The organism is Desulfarculaceae bacterium, assembly GCA_020444545.1.
Classification (GTDB): domain Bacteria; phylum Desulfobacterota; class Desulfarculia; order Desulfarculales; family Desulfarculaceae; genus Desulfoferula.
Genome location: JAHLKT010000002.1, coordinates 629,949 through 648,618, shown reverse-complemented (window position 1 = coordinate 648,618; position 18,670 = coordinate 629,949). Strand labels below are relative to the sequence as shown.

The following is an 18,670-nucleotide window of genomic DNA, read 5'->3' as shown; positions in this document are numbered from 1 at the left end:
TACCCAGGCTGCCCAAAGCCCGGCCAAGACAGGGCAGGAACGTTGACTACTTGCCACGTCAGGCCTTACTGTAAAGAAGCCTGCAAGCTCCCGTGGCGCGTGTTCTCCCTATCCTGCCTAATACCGCGCGGCGTCACGGAGCGTTTTAATTCGTGCGCGGCCAACCCGGAAAATTCGGCGCTTTGCCATTGCCGCCACCAGGGGAGAGCCCATGGTCCGTAAAATCATCCTAGTTTCCTGCCTGGCCTTGCTCCTGAGCAGCCTGATCCCCGTGGCCGCCCAGGCCGGCCGCATCGGCTTTAAGAACAACCATCCCAAGCACTGCTACACCTTCCAGTTCCAAACCTTGAAGTGGAACCCCGACCTGGAGAAATGGGAGGTGGTCGGCGACCCCAAGCTCTATGATGTCCCGCCGGGCAAGACCCGCATTTATGAAGGTTTTGTCGACGCGATCAGCTGGATTAACTATGGGGATAGCAAGGATGACAAATGCTGGGTCCCCTCCGGAAGCGGCTGGACCCGCATTTGGCACACCTACCACCCCACCAAACAGGGCACTTTCAACGTGATCGTGGAGGAAAATGGCCACGTGGATTTTAAACAAATCCGCTAGCCGCCGAAGCCGGGGGATTTCCCGGCGCACCAAGGCTCATCCGTTGCTTGACACAACCATCACCGGAAAGCATTATGGGCTTCCAGAATCAGGATGACCCTGCCTCTCAACCTGCTCCATCGCCCCTGCACGACGATATCGCGTTGAAACCCAATGCTGAGGGAGAAAACCCCATGGCCCGAAAACTCGCCCTGATAACCCTGCTGATGTTCCTGGCGGCCGCGCTGGCCCCCATGGCCGCCCATGCCGGCCGCATCGGCTTCAAGAACGAGACCAAGAGCAACTGCTACGCCTTCAAGTGGCAGAGCCTGCTCTGGGCCAAGTCGGAGAGCAAGTGGATTCCCGACGGCCCGCCCAAGACCCATGCGGTGAAGCCGCACGAGACCTACATCTACGAGGGCCTGGTGGACGGCATCGAGTACGTGGAGGCCCGGAAGTTCAACGACGCCGACTGCACCAGCTCCTCGGGCGGCTTTCAGCGGGTCTGGCACAACCCGGTCCCCTCGGCCACGAATACCCTGAACGTGGTGGTGGATCAGAACAACAACGTGACGGTCAAGCAGATCCGTTAGCCCGTCAGCGCAAAGCTGTAATAAAGGCTCGCCGGATTGGCCTCCGGCGGGCCTTTTATGTTTCCACTAAGCTGTAATCGCCGCATTGACTGGAGAGAGGGATTCGGCCTAGTATGCGCCGAATCGGTTTTTTCCTGTTTTATCCGGGATTTTTTGCGCCAAGCCTCGCCCAACCTAGGCCAACCCCTTGCCACACCGCTTGTTAAATGTTCTCGGGCTTTGCCTGCTCTGCCTATTGGCAGCCAACGGACAGGCTTGGCCCGGCGAGCCCGGCCGCGCGTTGGAGCTGGGGGAGCGGCCCAGTTATGATTTGGCCCCCTACTTGGAAGTGTTGGATGGAGGGAATGAGCGGCTCACCATTGACCAGGTGAGTTCGGAACCTTGGAGGCGGCGGTTCAAGCCTTTGGGGGGACCGGGTCTGGTGACCCCTTCCAGCGACCTCAGGGTGCATTGGTTGCGCTTCACCGCCTATGCGCCCCTAGGCGCCAGTGCCGCCAAGACCACCTGGCTGATCGCCACCGACTATGTCTATCTGGACAATATCAACTTTTATAGGCCGGCTCCCGATGGATGGGAGGTGATCAAGACCGGGCTAGGCCGCCCTTTCAGCGCCCGCGAACTGGTCAACCGGAGCTTCGTTTTCACCCTGCCCCGAACCGATCAGGGGCCGTTCACCTGTTATATGCGTTTGAACACCAAAGGGTTCTATCCCCTGCATTTTCGCGTCTGGTCCCTGCCCGCCTTCATCGCCCACTCCACCAAGGAGAACTACTTTTTCGCCATTTGTTATGGCGTGCTGCTAAGCATGATCGCCTTCAACCTGTTCATCAGCATTTCGCTCAGGGACCGGATCTATTTTTATTACGTGGGCTACATCCTGTTCGCCTTGGCCAGCATGGCCTTTTTGCATGGCCAGGCAACCGCCCTCTGGGACTTCGGCACCCAGGGATTTGTGCGTGTCCTCTGGGCCATCATGGGGCTATTCACCGCCTTTGCGTATCTGTTCATGCGGGGGATCCTCGAGACCAAGCGCCTGGCCCCCCGCCTAGACAAGCTGCTCATGTTCGGCTTTGGCTACGGCCTGGGCATCACGGCGGCCGGCCTGCTGGACCTGCCCTGGGTCAGCCGCTGGCTTACCCTGGGGAGCGGCGTTTTCTCGCCCTGGCTGGCCCTGACCGCGGGCCTGATAAGCCTGCGCCGCGGGGTGGCGGCGGCCCGCTACTTCCTATTGGCCTGGGGAGTGCTGGCCCTGGCGGTGGTCATCTTTGTCATTCAGGAGCTGGGGCCCCTGCAAGGAGAGTATTGGGCCCGCAATTCCCTCCTGGCCGGCACGGCCTTGGAGGCGATCCTGTTGTCCCTGGCCCTGGCCGCGCGCATCAGGACCCTCAGGGAAGAGCGAAAGGTTTTGGCCGAGAGCGAGACCAAGTTCAAAAACCTCAGCTACACCGACGGCCTTACCGGGTTGTTCAACAAACGGTTCTTTGCCCTGCACCTGGAACAAGCCCTGCGCCAAGGCCAAGCTTCTGAGGAACGCCCTTGCCTCCTGTTCATCGATCTGGATGACTTCAAGCTCTTCAATGACACTTATGGCCATGACCAGGGCGACCTGGTGCTCAAGAGCCTTGCCGAAGTGATTACAGACAGTGTGCGCTCCAACGACATGCCTTGCCGCTGGGGCGGCGAGGAGTTCGCGGTGATTCTGCTCGGGGCAACCCTGGAATCGGCAACCGCCATCGCGGAGCGCATTCGTCAGCGCTTCGCCCAAAACGCGCTTTCGCTCAACGGGGTAGAGGTGCGGCAAACCCTCAGTGCCGGCCTGGCCCGGGCGCATAAAGGCGAAACCGCCGACAGCCTCATCCGGCGCGCCGACCAGGCGCTTTACCAAGCAAAGCGGGCCGGCAAAAACCAGCTCTACGTGAGCAGCGCCGCCTGAACTACCGCTCCTAATCTGAGCGCATCTTCTTAAATTTAGGTTTTGCTGGCGGCCAGGCCGTCGAGCAGGGGGGAAGCTCCTAGCCGTCCGCGCCGGGTGCGGGGGCCGGTTTTCCTGAAACTTCGGTCACCGCCACCCGGCCCTCCAGCTTGCCGTCGCGGGGGTGATAGGAGATGACCCGCTGGGGGAAGGGAATCTCGATGCCCGCCTGGCGGAAGGCCTTGAGGATGCGGGTGTTGAGTTCGTGGATGATGCGTCCTCGGTCGCCGGGGTCGTGAATCCAGGCCAGGAGCTGGTAGTTGAGCGAGGAGTCCCCGAACTCCCGGAAGCGCACCCTAGGCTTGGGGCTGGGCAGTATTTCGCTCAGGTCTTCGCACACCGCCAGCAGCGTTGCTTCTACCAAGTCCGGGTCCGAGTCGTAGCCCACCCCCACCCCCACCCGCACCCGGAAACGGGGCACCCGGCCACTCTCGTTGATTATGGTGGTGGTGCTCATGATGCTGTTGGGCACGGTGATGAGCACGTCGTCGCGGGTGAGGATGCGGGTGGAGCGGATGCCGATGTCCACCACCTCGCCCCTTTCGCCCGTACTGAGGACGATGTAGTCGTTCAGGCGGTAGGGATGGTCAACCAGCACGCTGACCCCGCCGAAAAGGTTGGCCAGGGTGTCCTTGGAGGCCAGGGCCACGGCGGCGGTGGCGATGCCCGCCGAGGCCAGCAAGGGGGTCACGTTGATGTGCCACACCTTGAACAGCCAATAGCCGCCGTGCACCAGCAGGAGCAGTATGACCAGGTTGTCCAACAGGGGCAGAAGCTGACGGGGCGCGGCGTCCTTGCGGTGGCGCTGCTTGAAGGCGTTGAACACCGCCCGGCTGGTGCGGATCAGGTAGATGGTCCACATCACCACCAAGGCGGTGTAGGCCACGTTGATCAGGCGGCCCTTCCAGGGGTGCTCGGCCAGGAGCAGATCCATGGCCGCCAGGGATACCAGCAGGAGCACCGAGGTGCGGATGGGGCCGTGCAGGAAGGTGAGGATCTCGTCGTCGATGGTGGTCTTGGTCCAGCGGGTGAAGCCCCTGATGACCTTGGTGAGCAGCAGGTCAACCAGTAAGGCGGCCGCCACGGCCAAGACCATGAAGACCAAGGCCAACACCCAGTGATGGACCAGCAGCCAGTGCCAGGCTTCTTCCGCGAATTGGATCATGGTTGCAACAGCCCTTTGGGTTGTCCTACAAGCACCCGTTAAAGCAATAGATAAGAGTTTAGGAGCCTCGTGGGCGGCCTGTCAACCGGCGGCACTTGTGCCGGGAGGCCGGGGCGGCTATAAAGAAGCTTGCCCAGGGAGGAATCCATGCACTCAGGCCGCCGCGCCCACAACACCCTGATCGCCCTAATGGCGCTTTTTCTCCTGGCCGCCGGCTGCGGCCCCAAGGTGGTGCCCCCGCCCCCGGCGGGACGCGACCTGCCCAAAGGACGGCCCTACACCGTTTTGGGCCGCACCTACCAGCCCTACCTCTCAGCCAAAGGCTACGAGGAGCGCGGCCTGGCCTCCTGGTACGGCCCCCAGTTCCATGGCCGCCTGACCTCCAACGGCGAGGTCTACGACATGCACAAGATGACCGCCGCCCACAAGCTGTTGCCCCTGGGCACTTGGGTGGAGGTGACCAACCTGAACAACCACAAAAGCGCCGTGGTGCGCATCAACGACCGGGGGCCTTTCGTGGACGGCCGCATCATAGATTTGTCCAAGGCCGCGGCGGGCAAGCTGGGGGTGATCGGCCCGGGCACCGCGCCGGTGTTGGTGCGAGCCCTGGGCACCCGCCCGCCCGGCGCCTCCCCTCCCCCTGCTTCGGCTCCCACCGCCATGGTCAAGCTGGGGCCCTTCACCGTGCAGGTGGGCGCCTTCACCAGCGAGAGCAACGCCTGGCGTCTGGCCGCCGTGCTGCGCCCCACCTTCGGCGAGGTCAACGTGGTTGATTTCAACCGGGGCGACGTGGTGTTCAAGCGGGTGCGGGTGGGCAAGCTGGAGAGCCTGCCCGAGGCCGAAAAACTACAGGCCCGCTTGCGCCAGATCGGCTACAAGCAGGCCTTTGTAGTGGCTTATTAGGAGCTTAACGGGCCTAGACGGGCTATTCGTCTTCCAGCCCGGCGGCCTCGTTGATGCGCCGGCGCAGCACGCCGGAGGTCTTGAACACCACCACCCGGCGGGCCCGAAGGCGCAGGTCCTCGCGGGTCTGGGGGTTGCGGCCCCGGCGGGCCTTCTTGTCCTTGACCATGAACTTGCCAAATCCGCTGACCAGGAGATCCTCGCCATCCTCGAGGGTCTTTTTCATCAGTTCCAAGGCCGTTTCCACCACCTCGCGGGAGCGGTTCTTGGGCAACTGGGTGGTCTCGTATACCTGGCTGATAATGTTCTCTTTGGTCAGCGCCAACGCTACTCTCCTTTGCCAGCCTGATCGAATTTTTGCGGTTGCGGCGGACCGACTACTGCAAACACGTCTAGCGACTATCTCCAATATTGTTCCTCTTGTCAATACCTTTAGGCCACTGATCTTCATAGGGCCTTTATTTATGCGCTTGTCACGAAGCGTGGTCGTGACTATATTTAGGTAACCGCAAGATTGGCTTGTGGGGGCGACATGGTTTCGACGGAGGCAGTTGACGCGCCAAGTTGCATGCCGGGGTCTCGTCGGCCCGTTATCCGGTGGGGACTTAAAGTAATCGCAGACGATTACGCATACGCCGCAGCCGCGTAAATAAGGCTGTCGTCCTCCCGGCCCATTCCTGCGGGGCCGGTGCGGGCGTCGACTAGCGGGATAGGGAACTGGCATCGCCTGATCGGCCAGGGACCGAAACCACAGATTAGGCTGGCCGCCGGGGCCCCCTGTCCGTGGGGAGCAACGGTGGCGAGAAGCAATCACGGAATAAGCATGTAGACGCTTGGGCTGAAAGCTTTCGGACCGGGGTTCGATTCCCCGCGCCTCCACCAAGTTTTTTCGAGAAAGGCCGGCCGTTTGGCCGGCCTTTCGCCTTTCGGCCGGGCCCCCTCCCTGCCGGTTGCTTTTCGGGAGAGACGCATCCAGTCTTGTGCTACACCGCAGACTATCCTACAATTTGCCCAATGAGTGAACCTTCCAGCCGGGGCTGCCTCCTCCGGTGAGGCCGCCTCATGCGAGAGGCCATCATGCCACCTGCCAGCAATCTCCCTACGGTTGACATTCTCAACTCTTTACACGAGGGCCTATACGTCCTGGATCGGGATCGCAACATAGTTTTCTGGAACCAGGGCGCCGAAAAAATAGCCGGTTTCAGCGCCGAAGAGGTGCTGGGCTATAGCTGCGCCGACAACATCCTGACTCATGTGGACGACGAGGGCAGCAACCTTTGCCACGGCGCCTGTCCGGTGGCCCAAACCCTGGAGGATGGCCAGTTCCGCGAGGCCGAAGTGTATTTGCACCACAAGGAGGGGCACCGGGTTCCGGTGGTGGTGCGGGTCACCCCCTTGTTGGATGACGAGGGCCGCGTGGTCGGCGCGGTGGAGGTATTTGCCGACAACTCCATGCGCCGCGAGGAACGCCTGCGCATGAGCGAGCTGGAAAAGATGGCCCTGTTGGACGGCCTCACCCAGTTGCCCAACCGGCGCTATATGGAACAGATGCTCCTGTCACGCCTGTCCGAGTTCCAGCGTGCCGAATTGTCCTTCGGGATACTCATGATGGACCTGGACCACTTCAAGCTGGTCAACGACACCCATGGTCACAACGTAGGCGACGAGGTGCTGCGCACCGTGTCGCGCACCTTGGACGAAGTCTCGCGGCCTTACGACTTGGTGGGGCGTTGGGGCGGCGAGGAATTTTTGGCCCTGCTGCCCAACATAGACCGGCACAACCTTTTCAAGGTGGGCGAGCGCTACCGGGCCATGGTGGAGCAAACCCGCACCGAATGCGCGCAGGGCGATGTGTGCGTGACTATCTCGGCGGGAGCAGCCTCGGTACGTCCGGGTGACAGCCTGGAATCGCTGGTGGAGCGGGCCGACCAGCAGCTCTACCAAGCCAAGGAAGCTGGCCGCAACCGGGTTTTTCTGGATTGAGCCGCATTCAATCCTTGACCCGTCCGCCCCTAAAAGCAAGACTTGACGACTCGAATCACCTCCATTGCTTCCGGGAGAGACCATGACCATCCCCCGCGTTCTCCTCGCCCTGCTCCTGGTCCTGACCCTGGCGTCCGCCGCCGGGGCGATTCAGTCAGGGATACTCACCTGCCCGCCGGCGGAAAAGCTGGAAAAAGTCCAGGGATGGTGGAGCGCGCCGGGCGGCTGGAAGCAGCGCCGGGACTACAAGCCCCCCACTGCCAACGCCAGCATCGACATGTTCACCGGAGCTTCTTACGAGGGCTTCCTGAAGGGCCCGGGACGCATGATGTGCCTCTACGCGGTCAACGACCAGCCGGAGGTGGAGTACACCCTGCTGGTGCGGCCCTCCAAGGGCGGCCCCATGGATTACAACTGGGATTGCCCGCCCGCGGACAAGAAAATCACCTGCACCTGCAATGGTTTCAAGCGCAGCGACTGCGAAGTAAGGGACTAGTCTCTAGCCCAGACAGCGGTCTACCCAGGCCAGGGAGGCGGCCATGGCCTGGTCCTGGTCCGCCAGCTCGCTGAGGCGGTGGTCCGCGGCCGGCAGCACCAGCAGTTCCTTGGGCTCGCGCAGAATGCCCAAAGCCCAGCGCGACTGACCCACGGGCACCACCTCATCCAATTCGCCGTGCACCAAAAAGGCGCGCTCCGTGCGAGCCAGGACGGCCTCGAGGTCGTGCCGGGGCACGTCGCGCACCAAGTCGCGGAAAGGCGGCCGTTCGGGCGGGTTGGCGATGGTGTTGAACAGGGGCTCGAAGTCCCAGGGCGTGGACCAGTGCAAAGAGCAGGCGGGCGGCTCGATGTCCCCGGCCAGCAGGGCGGTGGTGCCGCCAAAGGACGAGCCCATGTACACCAGGGGCAGGCCGGGCTCGGCGGCCTTGAGCGCGTCCACGGCGGCCAGTAGCTCGTCGCGCCGCACGGTTAGCGAGGTGCGGCTCAGGTCGCCGGGGGATATGCCGCAGCCGGAGTGGTCGAAGCGGTAGGCCAGGTGCCCGGCCTCGGCCAGCGCCTGGGCCAGGCGGGTCAGCTTGGCCGAGGCCATGGAGGACTCTAGGCCGTGGGAGATTATGGCCATGGAGCGGGGCGCGCCCTTGGGGCGGTGCAGGCGTCCGGCCAGGGTCAGGTCGCCGGCCCTGAAGTTGAACTCCTCGCCTTGTTGCATGGCCCTGACCTCCGGAATTTTACTTAAAGTTATTTAGGCGCAATTTCGCTTAAATGGTCTTTAATGCGAGCTTTTCACCTTGCCGGTGAGAGCGCCCCAGCCCAGGCCCAACCTCCACAGATAATAGATGCCCAGCAGAGTGGTGGACACGAAATGGTTTAGCCAGATCACCATGGCGTAGGAGCCGGCCACCCCGGGGTTGGCCCCCATGAAGGCCAGGGTGGCCGCGGCGGCCAGATGGAAGGTGCCCACGAAGGCCGGCGCGGCGGGGATCAACAGGGCCAGGGCCAGCACCACCTCCATGAGCACTCCTGCCATGAAGCCCAGGCTGATGCCAAAGGCCAGCATGAACAGCCAGGCCCACAGCGCCAGGGTCATCCAGGTGCACAAGGAGTAAAACCCGATCCAGACCAGGTCGCTGACCTTGGCCACGGCCAGGCCGTCGGCGAAGGAGTCCGTAGCGCTGACGATCTTTTTGCTGAAACGCTCCGGGACGGGCTTGAGCAGCCAGGCCATGAGCCGGAGCGAAGCGGCCCGCTGCCAGCGGAAGGCCTGCAACACCAGCAGCAGCCCGGCGAACAGGGCCAGGCCCAGCCAGCCCGCGGCGCGCAGGTTGGCGGTGGTGATGAGGCTGCCCTCCACCTGGCCCGTGGGCAGGTCCACGAACAACAGCACCACCAGCAACAGGAACAGCACGGTCAGGCCGTCGTAGACACGCTCCAGGACCACGGTGGCCATGGTGGCCGACTTGGACACCCGCTCGGTCTGGCCCAGGACCACGGCCCGCACCACCTCGCCCAAGTGGGCGGGCAGGATGTTGTTGCCCAAAAAACCGATCATCAGGGCCGCGAACAGGGGCCGAAAGCGCACCCCGGCCACGGGCCGCATGAGGTAGTGCCAGCGCACGGCCCTAAAGGCATAGGAACCGATGTAGACCAGGGTGGCGGGTATGACCCACCAGAGATTGAGCTGATCCAGGGAGGCCAGCATCTGGTCCGGCGGCGCGGCTTTGAAAAAGAAGTACACCGCCGCCAGGCTGACCAGGAGGCCGAATAAATACTGTTTCCACATGAGCTGGGGCGGCCTAGTCGGTGAAGCGGAACTTGACCAGGCACCAGAGGGCCACGAAGCCGTCGCGCCAGGTGATCTTCTTGCCCTCCTCGAACTCGCGGCCGCTGTAGGAGATGGGCACCTCGTAGATGCGGATGCCCTTTTTGAGTATCTTGGCCGTGATCTCGGGCTCGAAGTTGAAGCGGTCGCTCTTGATCACGATGCCCTCCAGGGCCTCGCGCTTGAACAGCTTGTAGCAGGTCTCCATGTCGCTCAGGGTGGTGTTGAACAACACGTTGGTGACCAGGGTCAAAAAGCGGTTGCCGATCCAGTGGTGGAAGAACATGTTGCGCCGCTCGCCGGTGAAACGCGAGCCGTATACCACATCGGCTTTGCCCTTGAGTACCGGAGCCAGGAGCTTGAGGTAGTCCTCGGGGTCGTATTCCAGGTCCGCGTCCTGAATGATGATCAGTTCGCCGGACGCCTTGCTGAACCCGGTGCGCAGGGCCGCGCCCTTGCCCTGGTTCACCGCGTGGCGAAATATCCGGATGGGGCGGTCGAAGGGCTTGAGGGACTCGTCCACCGAAACGGCGCCCTCCAGCTCCTGGGCGATCTGCCAAGAGGCGTCCACCGAGCAATCGTCCACGAGCACCAGCTCGCGCTCCAGATCGCCCAGGTCCACCGCCTGCACCTGGCGGATGATCTCGCGCAGGAACTTTTCCTCGTTGAAAACCGGCATCACCACGCTTAAAAGCACATCAGCCTCCTTGACCAGGAGCCTCGCCCGGGCAGGTAAAAAAAGGTTATTCCATACTTAACGCTCCCCGGCCCTTTCCGCAAGCCCATGATGCGGCTTGAGGCATCCCCCCCGGCTTGCTACAATCGCGGCCATGCAACCTTCCCAGGGGGCCATGCCATAATGAACCGATCCGCCCTGCCCTACAGCCTGATCCTGCTGGCCGACCCCGCCCCTGGCGGCGACGACTCGGGCCTGGCCTCCTTGTCCGCCCTGCCGCCGGGGCAGTGGGAGGCCCTGGTGGTCTTGCCCGGGGCGGAGCAGGCCCGCCAAGAGGCCCTGCGGGCCCGCGTGGCCGAGCTGGGCGGGCCGATCACCATTATGCCCCTGCCTCCCTGCCCGGCCGGGGCGGCGCGCAACCAGGCAGCCGAGCAGGCCCACGGCGAAGTGCTCTTTTTCAGCCAGACCGACTGCCGCCTGCCCCCGGACCTCTTGGCGAGGCTGGGGGCGGATTTGGCTGACGCGGACCTGGTGGGCGTGGGCGGCCGGTGTCTGCCCAGCGACCCCTCGGCCGCCTGGGCGCGGCTGGTGGCCCTGGAGCTGGAGCTGGAGCGCGGCGAGACCCTGCCCGACGCGGTCTCCGCGGCCTATCGCCGCCAAGAATTCTTGCGGGCCGGGGGCTTCGACCCGGCCGACGAGGGCGAGGGCCTGGAGAACTACGAGCTGGCCTACCGCCTGAACGCGGCTGATCTGGAGCTGGCCCTGGACCCGGAGCTGGCCATCAAGCGCCCCTTGCCCGCCACCCTGGGCGCGGCCCTGGGCCTGGCCTACCATTTGGGGCGCAACCGCTTCCGCAACATCCTGCACCGCCGCCGCCTGGGCCTGAGCGGTAGCCGGGGCGCGGGACGCTTCTGGCAGAGCGTATTGGTGCTTTTGGCCGTGGGCCTGGCCATAGCTTTGGCCCGCGTTGCCCCGGAGCGGGCGATCACCCTGCCCCTGATTTGCCTGCTGCTGCTCTATCCTCTCAACCGGGGGTTTTTGAAGCAGCTCTCCCAACGGGAGCCGGAGCTGATGCAGCGGGCCTTGCTCTGGTGCCTGCTGCGCCCCTGGGCCTGGACCCTGGGGATGTTCAAGGCCGCCCTGGACCGCATCACCGGGCAGGGACGGGCCTGAGGCCAGCCTCGCGGTTACACAATGGTTGACACCCGGGGCAGGCCTGCCATATTCAATATTTAGCGGGCGCGGGCCCGCCAACGGCTTGTATTTTCGGCGCAAGGAGGGCAAGGGTGAGGCGAACGCGCATCATGGGCTTGGGCCAAGGCTGGGCTGCCCTGGGCCTCGGATTGATCATGTTGGCCCTGGCCGCCTCCCCCGCCATGGCCTTGGATGACAAGGCGCCCTCCACGGGCCGGGAAATCTCCCTGAGCCAGGCCCTGACCATGGCCCTGGACTACTCTCCCAACATCAAGCAGGTACTGGCCGAGCTGGAAAAGGCGGCCAGCCAGCAAAAAGAGGCCTTCACCTACTATCTGCCCTCGCTCTCCACCAGCTATGGCTGGCAAAAAACCCAGAACCCGCCCCAGTTCCGCACCGGGGCCATAAACGCGGTGGTCAACGAGGACAACATCTACCAGTGGTCCACCGGACTCAAGCAGCCCCTGTTCACCGGCTTCCGCATCTCCAGCCAATACGAACTCACCAAGCTGGGGGTCAACCTGGCCGAGGTGAACCTGTTTTTGGCCTACCTCGACGTGGCCCTCAAGGTGAAGGAGCAGTACTTCCTGTATCTGCGCTACATCAAGGGCGTGCAGGTCTCCCAAGAGGCGGTGAGCCAGTTGGAGGCCCAGCTCAAGGTGAGCCGCGACTTCTACGAGGTGGGCATCATCCCCATCAACGACGTGCTCAAGACCGAGGTGCGCCTGTCCGACGCCCGGCAGCGCCTGGTGAGCGCCAAGAACGACCGCGCCCTGAGCCGGGCCCGGCTGAACCGCCTGCTGGGCCTGGCCGTGGAGCGGCCCCTGCGGGTTAAAGACATCCTAAAGTCCTATCCCGTGGAGTTGGACTACACCAAGTTCCGCAACGTGGCCCGGGTTGAGCGGCCGGAGATCAAGGCCGTGGACCTGCAACTCAAGCAGGCCGACCAGAGCATCAAAAGGGCCCAGAGCGGCTTCTACCCCGAGGTGAACCTCCGGGCCTCCTACGACTTCACCAGCAACAACGCCACCCTGGGCGACAGCGAGTACAACGACGCCACCAACTGGACCGTGACCACCCAGCTGGACTGGGCCTTCTGGGAGTGGGGCCGCACCGCCCACCAGACCAGCCAGCAGCGGGCCGACAAGCGCCGCCTGGAGGCGGCCAAGCAGCAGCTCGAGGACGAGGTGGACTTGCAGGTCAAGGAGGCCACCCTGTTCCTGCGCGAGGCCCAGATCAACATCCGCACCTCCACCACCGGGGTGAAACAGGCCGAGGAGAACTACCGGGTCACCTTCGAGCGCTACAAGGAGCAGCTAACCACCAACACCGAGCTTTTGGACGCCCAGCTTCTCCTGGCCCAGGCGCGCAACAACTACTACAACGCCCTGGCCACCTTCAACATCGCCGAGGCCCGCCTCAAGCGGGCCATGGGCCGGGGCCTGGCCCGGGTGGGCTACAAGGCTCCCAAACCCAACACCGGCATGTGGCCATGATCCGCCTGGAGTCGGTGACCAAGCTCTATCCCCACCGGGAGGAACCCGCCCTCAAGCGGATCTCCCTCCGCGTGCCCCCGGGACAGTTCGTGTATCTCACCGGCCCCTCCGGCGCGGGCAAGACCACCCTATTACGCCTGCTCTACGGCGCGGAATTGCCCAGCCAAGGCCGGGTGGTGGTGGGCGGCTCGGACCTGGGCCGCCTGGCCCCGGGCAAGCTGCCCCTTTTGCGCCGCCGCCTGGGTCTGGTGTTTCAGGACTTCCGCCTCCTGCCCGGGCGCACTGTGTTCGAAAACGTGGCCCTTTCTTTGGAAGTGGCCGGGGTGGGACGCCGGGCCATGGAGAAACGGGTCAGCGAGGTGCTGGAGCAGGTGAAGCTTCGGGACATGGCCGAGGCCCCGGCCGACACCCTGAGCGGCGGGGAGCAGCAGCGGGTGGCCCTGGCCCGCGCCCTGGCCCCGGGGCCGGATCTCATCTTGGCCGACGAGCCCACCGGCAACCTGGACCCGGACAACGCCCTGGCCATGATGCGCCTGTTGGTGGGCGACTACGTGGGCGGGGCCACGGTATTGGTGGCCACCCACGACCCCACCCTGCTCTCCCTGGTGCGCGGCGCCCGTCTGGTGCACCTGGAGAGGGGATGTTTGGAGGAGGTCTGTTGAGCCGGGTGGGCCGGAGGCCCCTGAGCCGCGCCTGGCGGCAGATGGGCGAGGACATGTGGCTCCAGGCCGTGGCGGTTAGCACCCTCACCGTGGCCCTGGCCATCATGGGGGCCTATCTGACGCTTTGCCTTAACCTGGACACCGCCGCCTCCCGCTTGCTCACCGGGCCTACCCTTCTGGTGGTGCTCTCGCCCACGGCCGGGGCCGAGCGGGGCCGCGAGCTGGCCTTGGAGATGAGCAAGCTGCCCGGCGTGGCTTCCACCCGCTACGTGGGCAAGGAAGAGGCCCTGGTGCGCTTCAAGCGCCAGCTGGGGCCCCAGGCCTCGCTCTTGGACGATCTGGAGGTGAACCCCCTGCCCGACGGGGTGGAGCTGGTGCTCATGCCCGGCGTGACGGCCAGACCCGAGCTTAGCGCGCACATCAAGGAACAGGTCGGAGTGTCCGAGGTGGTCAGCGGACGCCCCTGGCTCAAGCGCCTGGAGCGCGCCCTGGCCGCGGGCGGCGACCTGGCCGTGGCCCTGGGCATCCTGCTTTTCCTGGGCGTGGTGCTGGTGGCCAGCAACACGGTGCGCCTGGCGGTGCATGTGCGGCGGCGCGAGCTGGAGCTCATGGCACTGGTGGGGGCCAGCCCTTCCTACATGCGCCTGCCCTATCTGGTGGAGGCGGTGCTGCAAGGCCTTATGGCCGCCATCCTGGCCAGCCTGCTCCTGTGGGGTTTGTTTAATCTGCTGGCCGCTCCAGCCGCCCTGCCCCTAGGCCTGCGCCTGGTTGAGCTCTTGGCTTTCCCGCCCTTTTTGCCTCTGGCCCTGGCCGGGCTGGCCGTGCTGGCCGGGGTGCTGGGCGGTTTCCTGGGGGTGGGCCGCAGCCTGCGCCCCCGGGAGATGGTGTGAGCTTGCCCCGCTTCTGGCCGGCGGCCGCGTTGCTCGCAGTCCTTTGCCTGCTCCCCTGTCTGTCCCTGGCCCAGACTCCCCAACAGGCCCGTTTGGAGCTGAAGAACCGCCTAATCTCCCTGTTGGACCAATGGGAGGCGGCGGCCAAGACCATGGCCCGCCTGGGAGGCGAGCTGAAGAACCTGGAAGAGAGCTACGCCAAGGAACAGGCCGAGGCGGCCGAGTTGGAACGGGTGCAGCTGGAGCTGGAGCAGCGCCTGCCCGGCGTCCTGGCCGAGGAAGCCAACCTGCGCGCCACCCTGAAGCGTCAGGAGCGGCTCTACCTCCAGCAGGTCCGCGCCCTGTACCTGCTGGGCGTGGAGAGCGACCAGGGGCTCATGGCCTCGGAACAAGACTACCGCCGGGTGGCGGCGCGCTCCCGGGCCATAACCTGGCTCCTTGCCGGGCAGCACCAGCGCCTGAACGATTTGCAGGCCGCCCGCCGCCGCCTGACCCACGTGCAGGGCAGCCTGGCCCTCAAGCAGAACCAGCTGGCCGAGCTTCGCTCCCAGGTCGAAGCGGCCCGCTCGCGCCTGAGCCTGTTGCACACCCAGCGCAGCAATCTGCTGGAACACATGCAAGAACGCCGCCTGGCCATTATCGAGCGCATCGCGGCCATCAAGGAGGCCGAGGCGCGCCTGGCCCGCGCCTTTGCCCTGTTGCCCCAGGGCGCGGAGGAGGCACGCCCCCTGCCAGGGGTGCGCGCGGCCCAGGGCCATCTGAGCCCGCCGGTGCCGGGGCGGGTGCTCCGGGCGCCCGGAGGAGCCTCCCGGCCGGGCATAACCCTGCAAGCCAGGGACGGAGCTCCGGTGCGGGCCCCCTGGGGCGGGCGGGTGGCCTATGCCGGCGAGCTGGGCCGGATGGGCCGGGTGGTGGTGCTGGACCACGGCGAAAAGGTGCACACCGTGCTGGGACACCTGGGCTCATTGGCGGTGGCCAAGGGCCAGGTGGTGGCGCCCGGCGAGGTAGTGGGTACCGTGGCCCCGGGCGGGCGTTTATACTTGGAAGTGCGCCTGGAAGCCAAGGCCGTGGACCCCAGGGCCTGGCTCCGGCTGGGCTCTTGACCGTCTGGGGGGCGCGGGATAAGGTTGTTCTTTAATTTTCAACTTGTACGGGGAGGCCTTCATGCCCGGCCGTTGGTTGCGTTTCGGAATCTTCCTGATCATGGTGGTGGCCGTCACCGCCTTCATGCTGCCCCAACTGCGCCAGTCCCCTGCCCAGGCGGCCGATGACAACGACTATCGCCGCACCGGCCTGCTCATCGAGGTGATGGAGCTGATCCAGAAGAAGTACGTGGAGAAAAAGACTCCCGACGAGCTTCTCACCGAGGCTATCAAGGGCATGGTCAGCAGCCTGGACCCGCACAGCGCCTACCTGACTCCCGAGGAGTACAAGGAGCTGCAAGTGGAGACCAAGGGCAGCTTCTCGGGGGTGGGCATCGTCATCTCCATGAAGGACGGCACCCTCACCGTGGTCTCGCCCATCGAGGGGACCCCGGCCTTCAAGGCCGGCGTGGAGGCCGGCGACCGCATCATAAAGATCGACGGCAAGCTCACCAAGGGCATGAACCTCATGGACGCGGTTAAGGTGATCCGGGGCCCCAAGGGCTCCAAGGTGACCCTGACCATCCTGCGCGAGGGCCTGAGCAAGCTCAAGGACATCTCCATCGTACGCGACGTGATCCCCATCAAGAGCGTGCGCTTCTACCTCCTGGAGAACGGCTACGGCCTGATCCGTTTGGCCAGCTTCCAGGAGAACACCACCAACGACCTCATCGCCGCCCTGAACAAGCTGCAAGAGCAGAAAGTGCCCCTGAAGGGCCTGATCATCGACCTCAGAACCAACCCCGGCGGCCTCTTGGGCGAGGCGGTGAACGTGTCCGACCAGTTCCTGGACCAAGGCGTCATCGTCTCCACCCGTGGCCGCACGCCGGGCCAGGACATGGTTTTCAAGGCCACGCCGCACATGACCGCGGGCAACTACCCCATCATAGTGCTGGTGAACCAGGGCTCGGCCTCGGCCAGCGAGATCGTGGCCGGCGCCTTGCAGGACCATCACCGCGCCATGATCCTGGGCACCCCGACCTTTGGCAAGGGCTCGGTGCAAACCATCCTGCCCCTTGGCGACAAAGGCGCCCTCAAGCTGACCACGGCCCGCTACTACACCCCCAACGGCCGCTCCATCCAGGCCAAGGGCATCATCCCGGACCTGGAGGTGCCCTTCAAGCCGCCCGCACCCACCAAGAAGGCGGAGAAGAACCAGGGCATCAAGGAGGCGGACCTGCAAGGTGCCATGGCGCCGGAGGATACCCCCGCCCAGGCCGAGTCTGACAAGGAAAACGCGGCCAAGCCCGAGGCCGAGGACAACGGCGCGGCCAAGGACGCCAAGGACAAGGACAAGGCCATGGACAAGCTCTACTATCCCAAGGATCGCCTGGACAAGGACAACCAGATGACCCGGGCCCTGGACCTCCTGAAGGCTTGGCAGGTCTTTAGCCGCAGGGAGCCCCCGGCCCAACTCAAGGAGCTGCCCAAAGCCGTCAACCAGTGAGTAAACGGCCCACCAAGGCCGACCGCCGCCGCGCCAAGCGCCGCCTTTACTGGGGCCTGGGCGCGGCGGCCGTTGCTTTGGCCTTTGCCATCGGCTTGTGGTGGGGCGGCGGCACTCCCACCCGGCCCCGGGCCAAAGCCGTGGTCAAGCACGTCGCCAAGGCCAAGCCAACCCCCAAGCCCAAAGCCAAGGCCAAGCCGGCTCCCGCGAAGCAGCCGGCCCCGGCCCCAGCCGAGCCTCAGCGGCCCGCCCTGCCCCGCGTGGCCCTTATCATCGACGACATGGGCCACGGCACCCAGCCTTTGAATCGCCTGCTGGCCCTCAGGATTCCCCTCACCGTGTCGGTGTTGCCCCATGCGCCCCAGGCCCAGGCGGTAGCTCGCCGCGCCCGCCAGGCCGGGCTGGGGGTGATGCTGCATTTGCCCATGGAGCCGGTGAACTACGCCGCCATGCCCAAGGGGACAGGCCTGCTTATGACCAATATGTCCCGCCCCGAGGTGCTGGCCGTGCTCTCCATGGACCTGGCCCGGGTGCCCCAGGCCCAGGGGGTGAACAACCACATGGGTTCGCTCTACAGCCGCAGCGCCGCGCGCATGGAGCCGGTGTTGATCGAGCTGAAAAAGCGGGGCCTGTTCTACGTGGACAGCTTCACCGCCGCCGACTCCCAGGGCCTGGCCACTGCCCAGCGCCTGGGCCTGGTTACTGCCCGGCGCGACGTGTTCCTGGACCATTCCAGCAACCCAACGGACATTGACGCCCAGTTCCAGAGGCTGATCAAGCTGGCCCAAAAGCGCGGAGCGGCCATTGCCATCGGACACCCCCAGGCCAACACCATCGCCGCCCTGGAGCGCTGGAAGCCGCGCCTTCATAAGAAGGTTCAGTTGGTTCTAGCCAAAGAGTTGGTGAAAAAAGGGAGCTAGGGTTAGCTTTCTATCCGGCGGTCAAACGGCTTGTCTGGGAACCCCGGCACAGCCAGGGAGCGGCAGACAAGGCGGCGGCAAGCGACAGCCGGAGGCGTAGGGAAACCTACGTCGAGGCTGGAGCGCGGACGCCAACACAGTATGCCGTTGCCTGGCGAAACCGTCGCTTAAAGGACGGTGGGCACCCAGGCCAACAGCCGCCACACCGCCAGGGCGTATAGCCCGGCCAGCAGGTCGTCGGCCACCACCCCCCAGGCGCCTGGGAGGCGTTGCAGCGCCCCCACTCCCAGGGGCTTCACGATGTCAAAAATGCGGAAAAGCACCAGGGCGGCGATGATCTGCCAGCCCAGACAGGGCACACCCCACATTGCCAGGAGCATCCCGGCTGCCTCGTCGATGGTGATCTGGCCCGGGTCGGGCGAGGCTCCGAATACGTGACGCCGCAAGGCCGCGTGGCTGGACCACAGGGCAACCAGGGTCACCGCCAGGCAGAGCGCGGCATAGGGCCAGCCAATGAGCGGCGCGCCGCCCAGGCCCAGCCACAGGGCCGCCAGGCCCGCCACCAGCAGCGAAGCGTAGGTGCCCTGGGCTCCGGGCAACAGGCCCACTCCCAGGCTGCTCAACCAGCGGTGAAAGGCTAGCAAGGCGGCTCCTTGACGAGTTGCGGGTTACGGCTCCATGTTATCAGAAAGCCCGGCCGCGCAACACGATCCCCGCG

General features: G+C 64.9%; 19 protein-coding genes and 1 other RNA gene. 14 read left to right on the top strand and 6 right to left on the bottom strand.

Going from position 1 to position 18,670, the window contains the following annotated elements:
- The first annotated feature begins 211 nt into the window (after positions 1-211).
- From KQH53_07470 to KQH53_07460, 3 genes are all read left to right on the top strand, one after another.
- Positions 212-613, top strand: coding sequence for a hypothetical protein (locus tag KQH53_07470; protein ID MCB2226503.1), 402 nt, complete (start codon positions 212-214; stop codon positions 611-613).
- Between the two features lie 173 nt (positions 614-786).
- Positions 787-1,185, top strand: coding sequence for a hypothetical protein (locus tag KQH53_07465; protein MCB2226502.1), 399 nt, complete (start codon positions 787-789; stop codon positions 1,183-1,185).
- Positions 1,186-1,495: 310 nt separating this feature from the next.
- On the top strand, positions 1,496-3,118 hold the full coding sequence (locus tag KQH53_07460; GenBank protein ID MCB2226501.1) for a sensor domain-containing diguanylate cyclase: 1,623 nt from the start codon (positions 1,496-1,498) through the stop codon (positions 3,116-3,118).
- A gap of 79 nt (positions 3,119-3,197) precedes the next feature.
- Here KQH53_07460 and KQH53_07455 read toward each other — a convergent pair whose 3' ends face one another.
- Entirely contained in the window at positions 3,198-4,322 is a 1,125-nt protein-coding gene (locus KQH53_07455) for a mechanosensitive ion channel family protein (protein MCB2226500.1), read from the bottom strand.
- 147 nt (positions 4,323-4,469) lie between these two features.
- Between KQH53_07455 and KQH53_07450 the strand changes: the two genes are divergently transcribed.
- Positions 4,470-5,225, top strand: coding sequence for a septal ring lytic transglycosylase RlpA family protein (locus tag KQH53_07450; protein MCB2226499.1), 756 nt, complete (start codon positions 4,470-4,472; stop codon positions 5,223-5,225).
- A gap of 22 nt (positions 5,226-5,247) precedes the next feature.
- Here KQH53_07450 and KQH53_07445 read toward each other — a convergent pair whose 3' ends face one another.
- Positions 5,248-5,550: an integration host factor subunit alpha gene (locus KQH53_07445; GenBank protein MCB2226498.1), complete on the bottom strand. Its 303-nt coding sequence runs from the start codon at positions 5,548-5,550 to the stop codon at positions 5,248-5,250.
- A 198-nt stretch (positions 5,551-5,748) separates the two neighbouring features.
- On the opposite strand from KQH53_07445, the gene ssrA reads away from it, so the two are divergent.
- From ssrA to KQH53_07430, 3 genes are all read left to right on the top strand, one after another.
- Positions 5,749-6,107: a transfer-messenger RNA gene (gene ssrA / locus KQH53_07440) on the top strand.
- A 195-nt stretch (positions 6,108-6,302) separates the two neighbouring features.
- A complete protein-coding gene (locus KQH53_07435; GenBank protein MCB2226497.1) occupies positions 6,303-7,208 on the top strand; it encodes a sensor domain-containing diguanylate cyclase in 906 nt (301 codons plus the stop codon).
- An 82-nt stretch (positions 7,209-7,290) separates the two neighbouring features.
- Positions 7,291-7,704, top strand: a complete 414-nt coding sequence (locus KQH53_07430; GenBank protein ID MCB2226496.1) for a hypothetical protein — start codon at positions 7,291-7,293, stop codon at positions 7,702-7,704.
- A gap of 3 nt (positions 7,705-7,707) precedes the next feature.
- Here KQH53_07430 and KQH53_07425 read toward each other — a convergent pair whose 3' ends face one another.
- From KQH53_07425 to KQH53_07415, 3 genes are read right to left on the bottom strand one after another with little or no spacing between them, the layout of a single operon-like run.
- Positions 7,708-8,415, bottom strand: a complete 708-nt coding sequence (locus KQH53_07425) for a lysophospholipase (protein ID MCB2226495.1) — start codon at positions 8,413-8,415, stop codon at positions 7,708-7,710.
- Positions 8,416-8,475: 60 nt separating this feature from the next.
- A complete protein-coding gene (locus KQH53_07420; GenBank protein MCB2226494.1) occupies positions 8,476-9,486 on the bottom strand; it encodes a flippase-like domain-containing protein in 1,011 nt (336 codons plus the stop codon).
- Positions 9,487-9,499: 13 nt separating this feature from the next.
- On the bottom strand, positions 9,500-10,222 hold the full coding sequence (locus KQH53_07415; GenBank protein MCB2226493.1) for a glycosyltransferase family 2 protein: 723 nt from the start codon (positions 10,220-10,222) through the stop codon (positions 9,500-9,502).
- A gap of 162 nt (positions 10,223-10,384) precedes the next feature.
- Here KQH53_07415 and KQH53_07410 point away from each other — a divergent pair, with 162 nt between their 5' ends.
- The 7 genes from KQH53_07410 to KQH53_07380 all read left to right on the top strand — a co-directional run bounded on the left by KQH53_07410 (position 10,385) and on the right by KQH53_07380 (position 17,952).
- Complete coding sequence (locus KQH53_07410; protein MCB2226492.1) at positions 10,385-11,374, top strand: hypothetical protein; 990 nt, start codon at positions 10,385-10,387, stop codon at positions 11,372-11,374.
- A gap of 113 nt (positions 11,375-11,487) precedes the next feature.
- The gene (locus KQH53_07405; protein MCB2226491.1) at positions 11,488-12,891 is read left to right on the top strand and encodes a TolC family protein; all 1,404 of its coding nucleotides are present in this window, start codon (positions 11,488-11,490) and stop codon (positions 12,889-12,891) included.
- On the top strand, positions 12,888-13,553 hold the full coding sequence (locus tag KQH53_07400) for an ATP-binding cassette domain-containing protein (protein MCB2226490.1): 666 nt from the start codon (positions 12,888-12,890) through the stop codon (positions 13,551-13,553). Before KQH53_07405 ends, KQH53_07400 begins: the two co-directional genes overlap by 4 nt.
- Positions 13,550-14,443, top strand: coding sequence for a permease-like cell division protein FtsX (locus KQH53_07395; protein ID MCB2226489.1), 894 nt, complete (start codon positions 13,550-13,552; stop codon positions 14,441-14,443). Before KQH53_07400 ends, KQH53_07395 begins: the two co-directional genes overlap by 4 nt.
- A complete protein-coding gene (locus KQH53_07390) occupies positions 14,440-15,546 on the top strand; it encodes a peptidoglycan DD-metalloendopeptidase family protein (protein MCB2226488.1) in 1,107 nt (368 codons plus the stop codon). The genes KQH53_07395 and KQH53_07390 overlap by 4 nt, the downstream gene beginning before the upstream one ends.
- A gap of 61 nt (positions 15,547-15,607) precedes the next feature.
- Positions 15,608-17,032 carry a S41 family peptidase gene (locus tag KQH53_07385; protein MCB2226487.1) on the top strand — a complete coding sequence of 475 codons (1,425 nt, stop codon included), beginning with the start codon at positions 15,608-15,610 and terminating at the stop codon, positions 17,030-17,032.
- Entirely contained in the window at positions 17,029-17,952 is a 924-nt protein-coding gene (locus KQH53_07380) for a divergent polysaccharide deacetylase family protein (protein MCB2226486.1), read from the top strand. The genes KQH53_07385 and KQH53_07380 overlap by 4 nt, the downstream gene beginning before the upstream one ends.
- A gap of 167 nt (positions 17,953-18,119) precedes the next feature.
- Here KQH53_07380 and KQH53_07375 read toward each other — a convergent pair whose 3' ends face one another.
- Positions 18,120-18,596: a phosphatidylglycerophosphatase A gene (locus tag KQH53_07375; protein ID MCB2226485.1), complete on the bottom strand. Its 477-nt coding sequence runs from the start codon at positions 18,594-18,596 to the stop codon at positions 18,120-18,122.
- Positions 18,597-18,670: the final 74 nt, after the last annotated feature.

Bases quoted from the DNA above. Each gene is read 5' to 3' on its own strand.
- KQH53_07430 (MCB2226496.1), top strand. From the start codon at position 7,291: ATGACCATCCCCCGCGTTCTCCTCGCCCTGCTCCTGGTCCTGACCCTG.
- KQH53_07385 (MCB2226487.1), top strand. From the start codon at position 15,608: ATGCCCGGCCGTTGGTTGCGTTTCGGAATCTTCCTGATCATGGTGGTG.
- KQH53_07425 (MCB2226495.1), bottom strand. From the start codon at position 8,415: ATGCAACAAGGCGAGGAGTTCAACTTCAGGGCCGGCGACCTGACCCTG.
- KQH53_07450 (MCB2226499.1), top strand. From the start codon at position 4,470: ATGCACTCAGGCCGCCGCGCCCACAACACCCTGATCGCCCTAATGGCG.
- KQH53_07465 (MCB2226502.1), top strand. From the start codon at position 787: ATGGCCCGAAAACTCGCCCTGATAACCCTGCTGATGTTCCTGGCGGCC.
- KQH53_07400 (MCB2226490.1), top strand. From the start codon at position 12,888: ATGATCCGCCTGGAGTCGGTGACCAAGCTCTATCCCCACCGGGAGGAA.
- KQH53_07410 (MCB2226492.1), top strand. From the start codon at position 10,385: ATGAACCGATCCGCCCTGCCCTACAGCCTGATCCTGCTGGCCGACCCC.
- KQH53_07420 (MCB2226494.1), bottom strand. From the start codon at position 9,486: ATGTGGAAACAGTATTTATTCGGCCTCCTGGTCAGCCTGGCGGCGGTG.
- KQH53_07435 (MCB2226497.1), top strand. From the start codon at position 6,303: ATGCCACCTGCCAGCAATCTCCCTACGGTTGACATTCTCAACTCTTTA.
- KQH53_07470 (MCB2226503.1), top strand. From the start codon at position 212: ATGGTCCGTAAAATCATCCTAGTTTCCTGCCTGGCCTTGCTCCTGAGC.
- KQH53_07455 (MCB2226500.1), bottom strand. From the start codon at position 4,322: ATGATCCAATTCGCGGAAGAAGCCTGGCACTGGCTGCTGGTCCATCAC.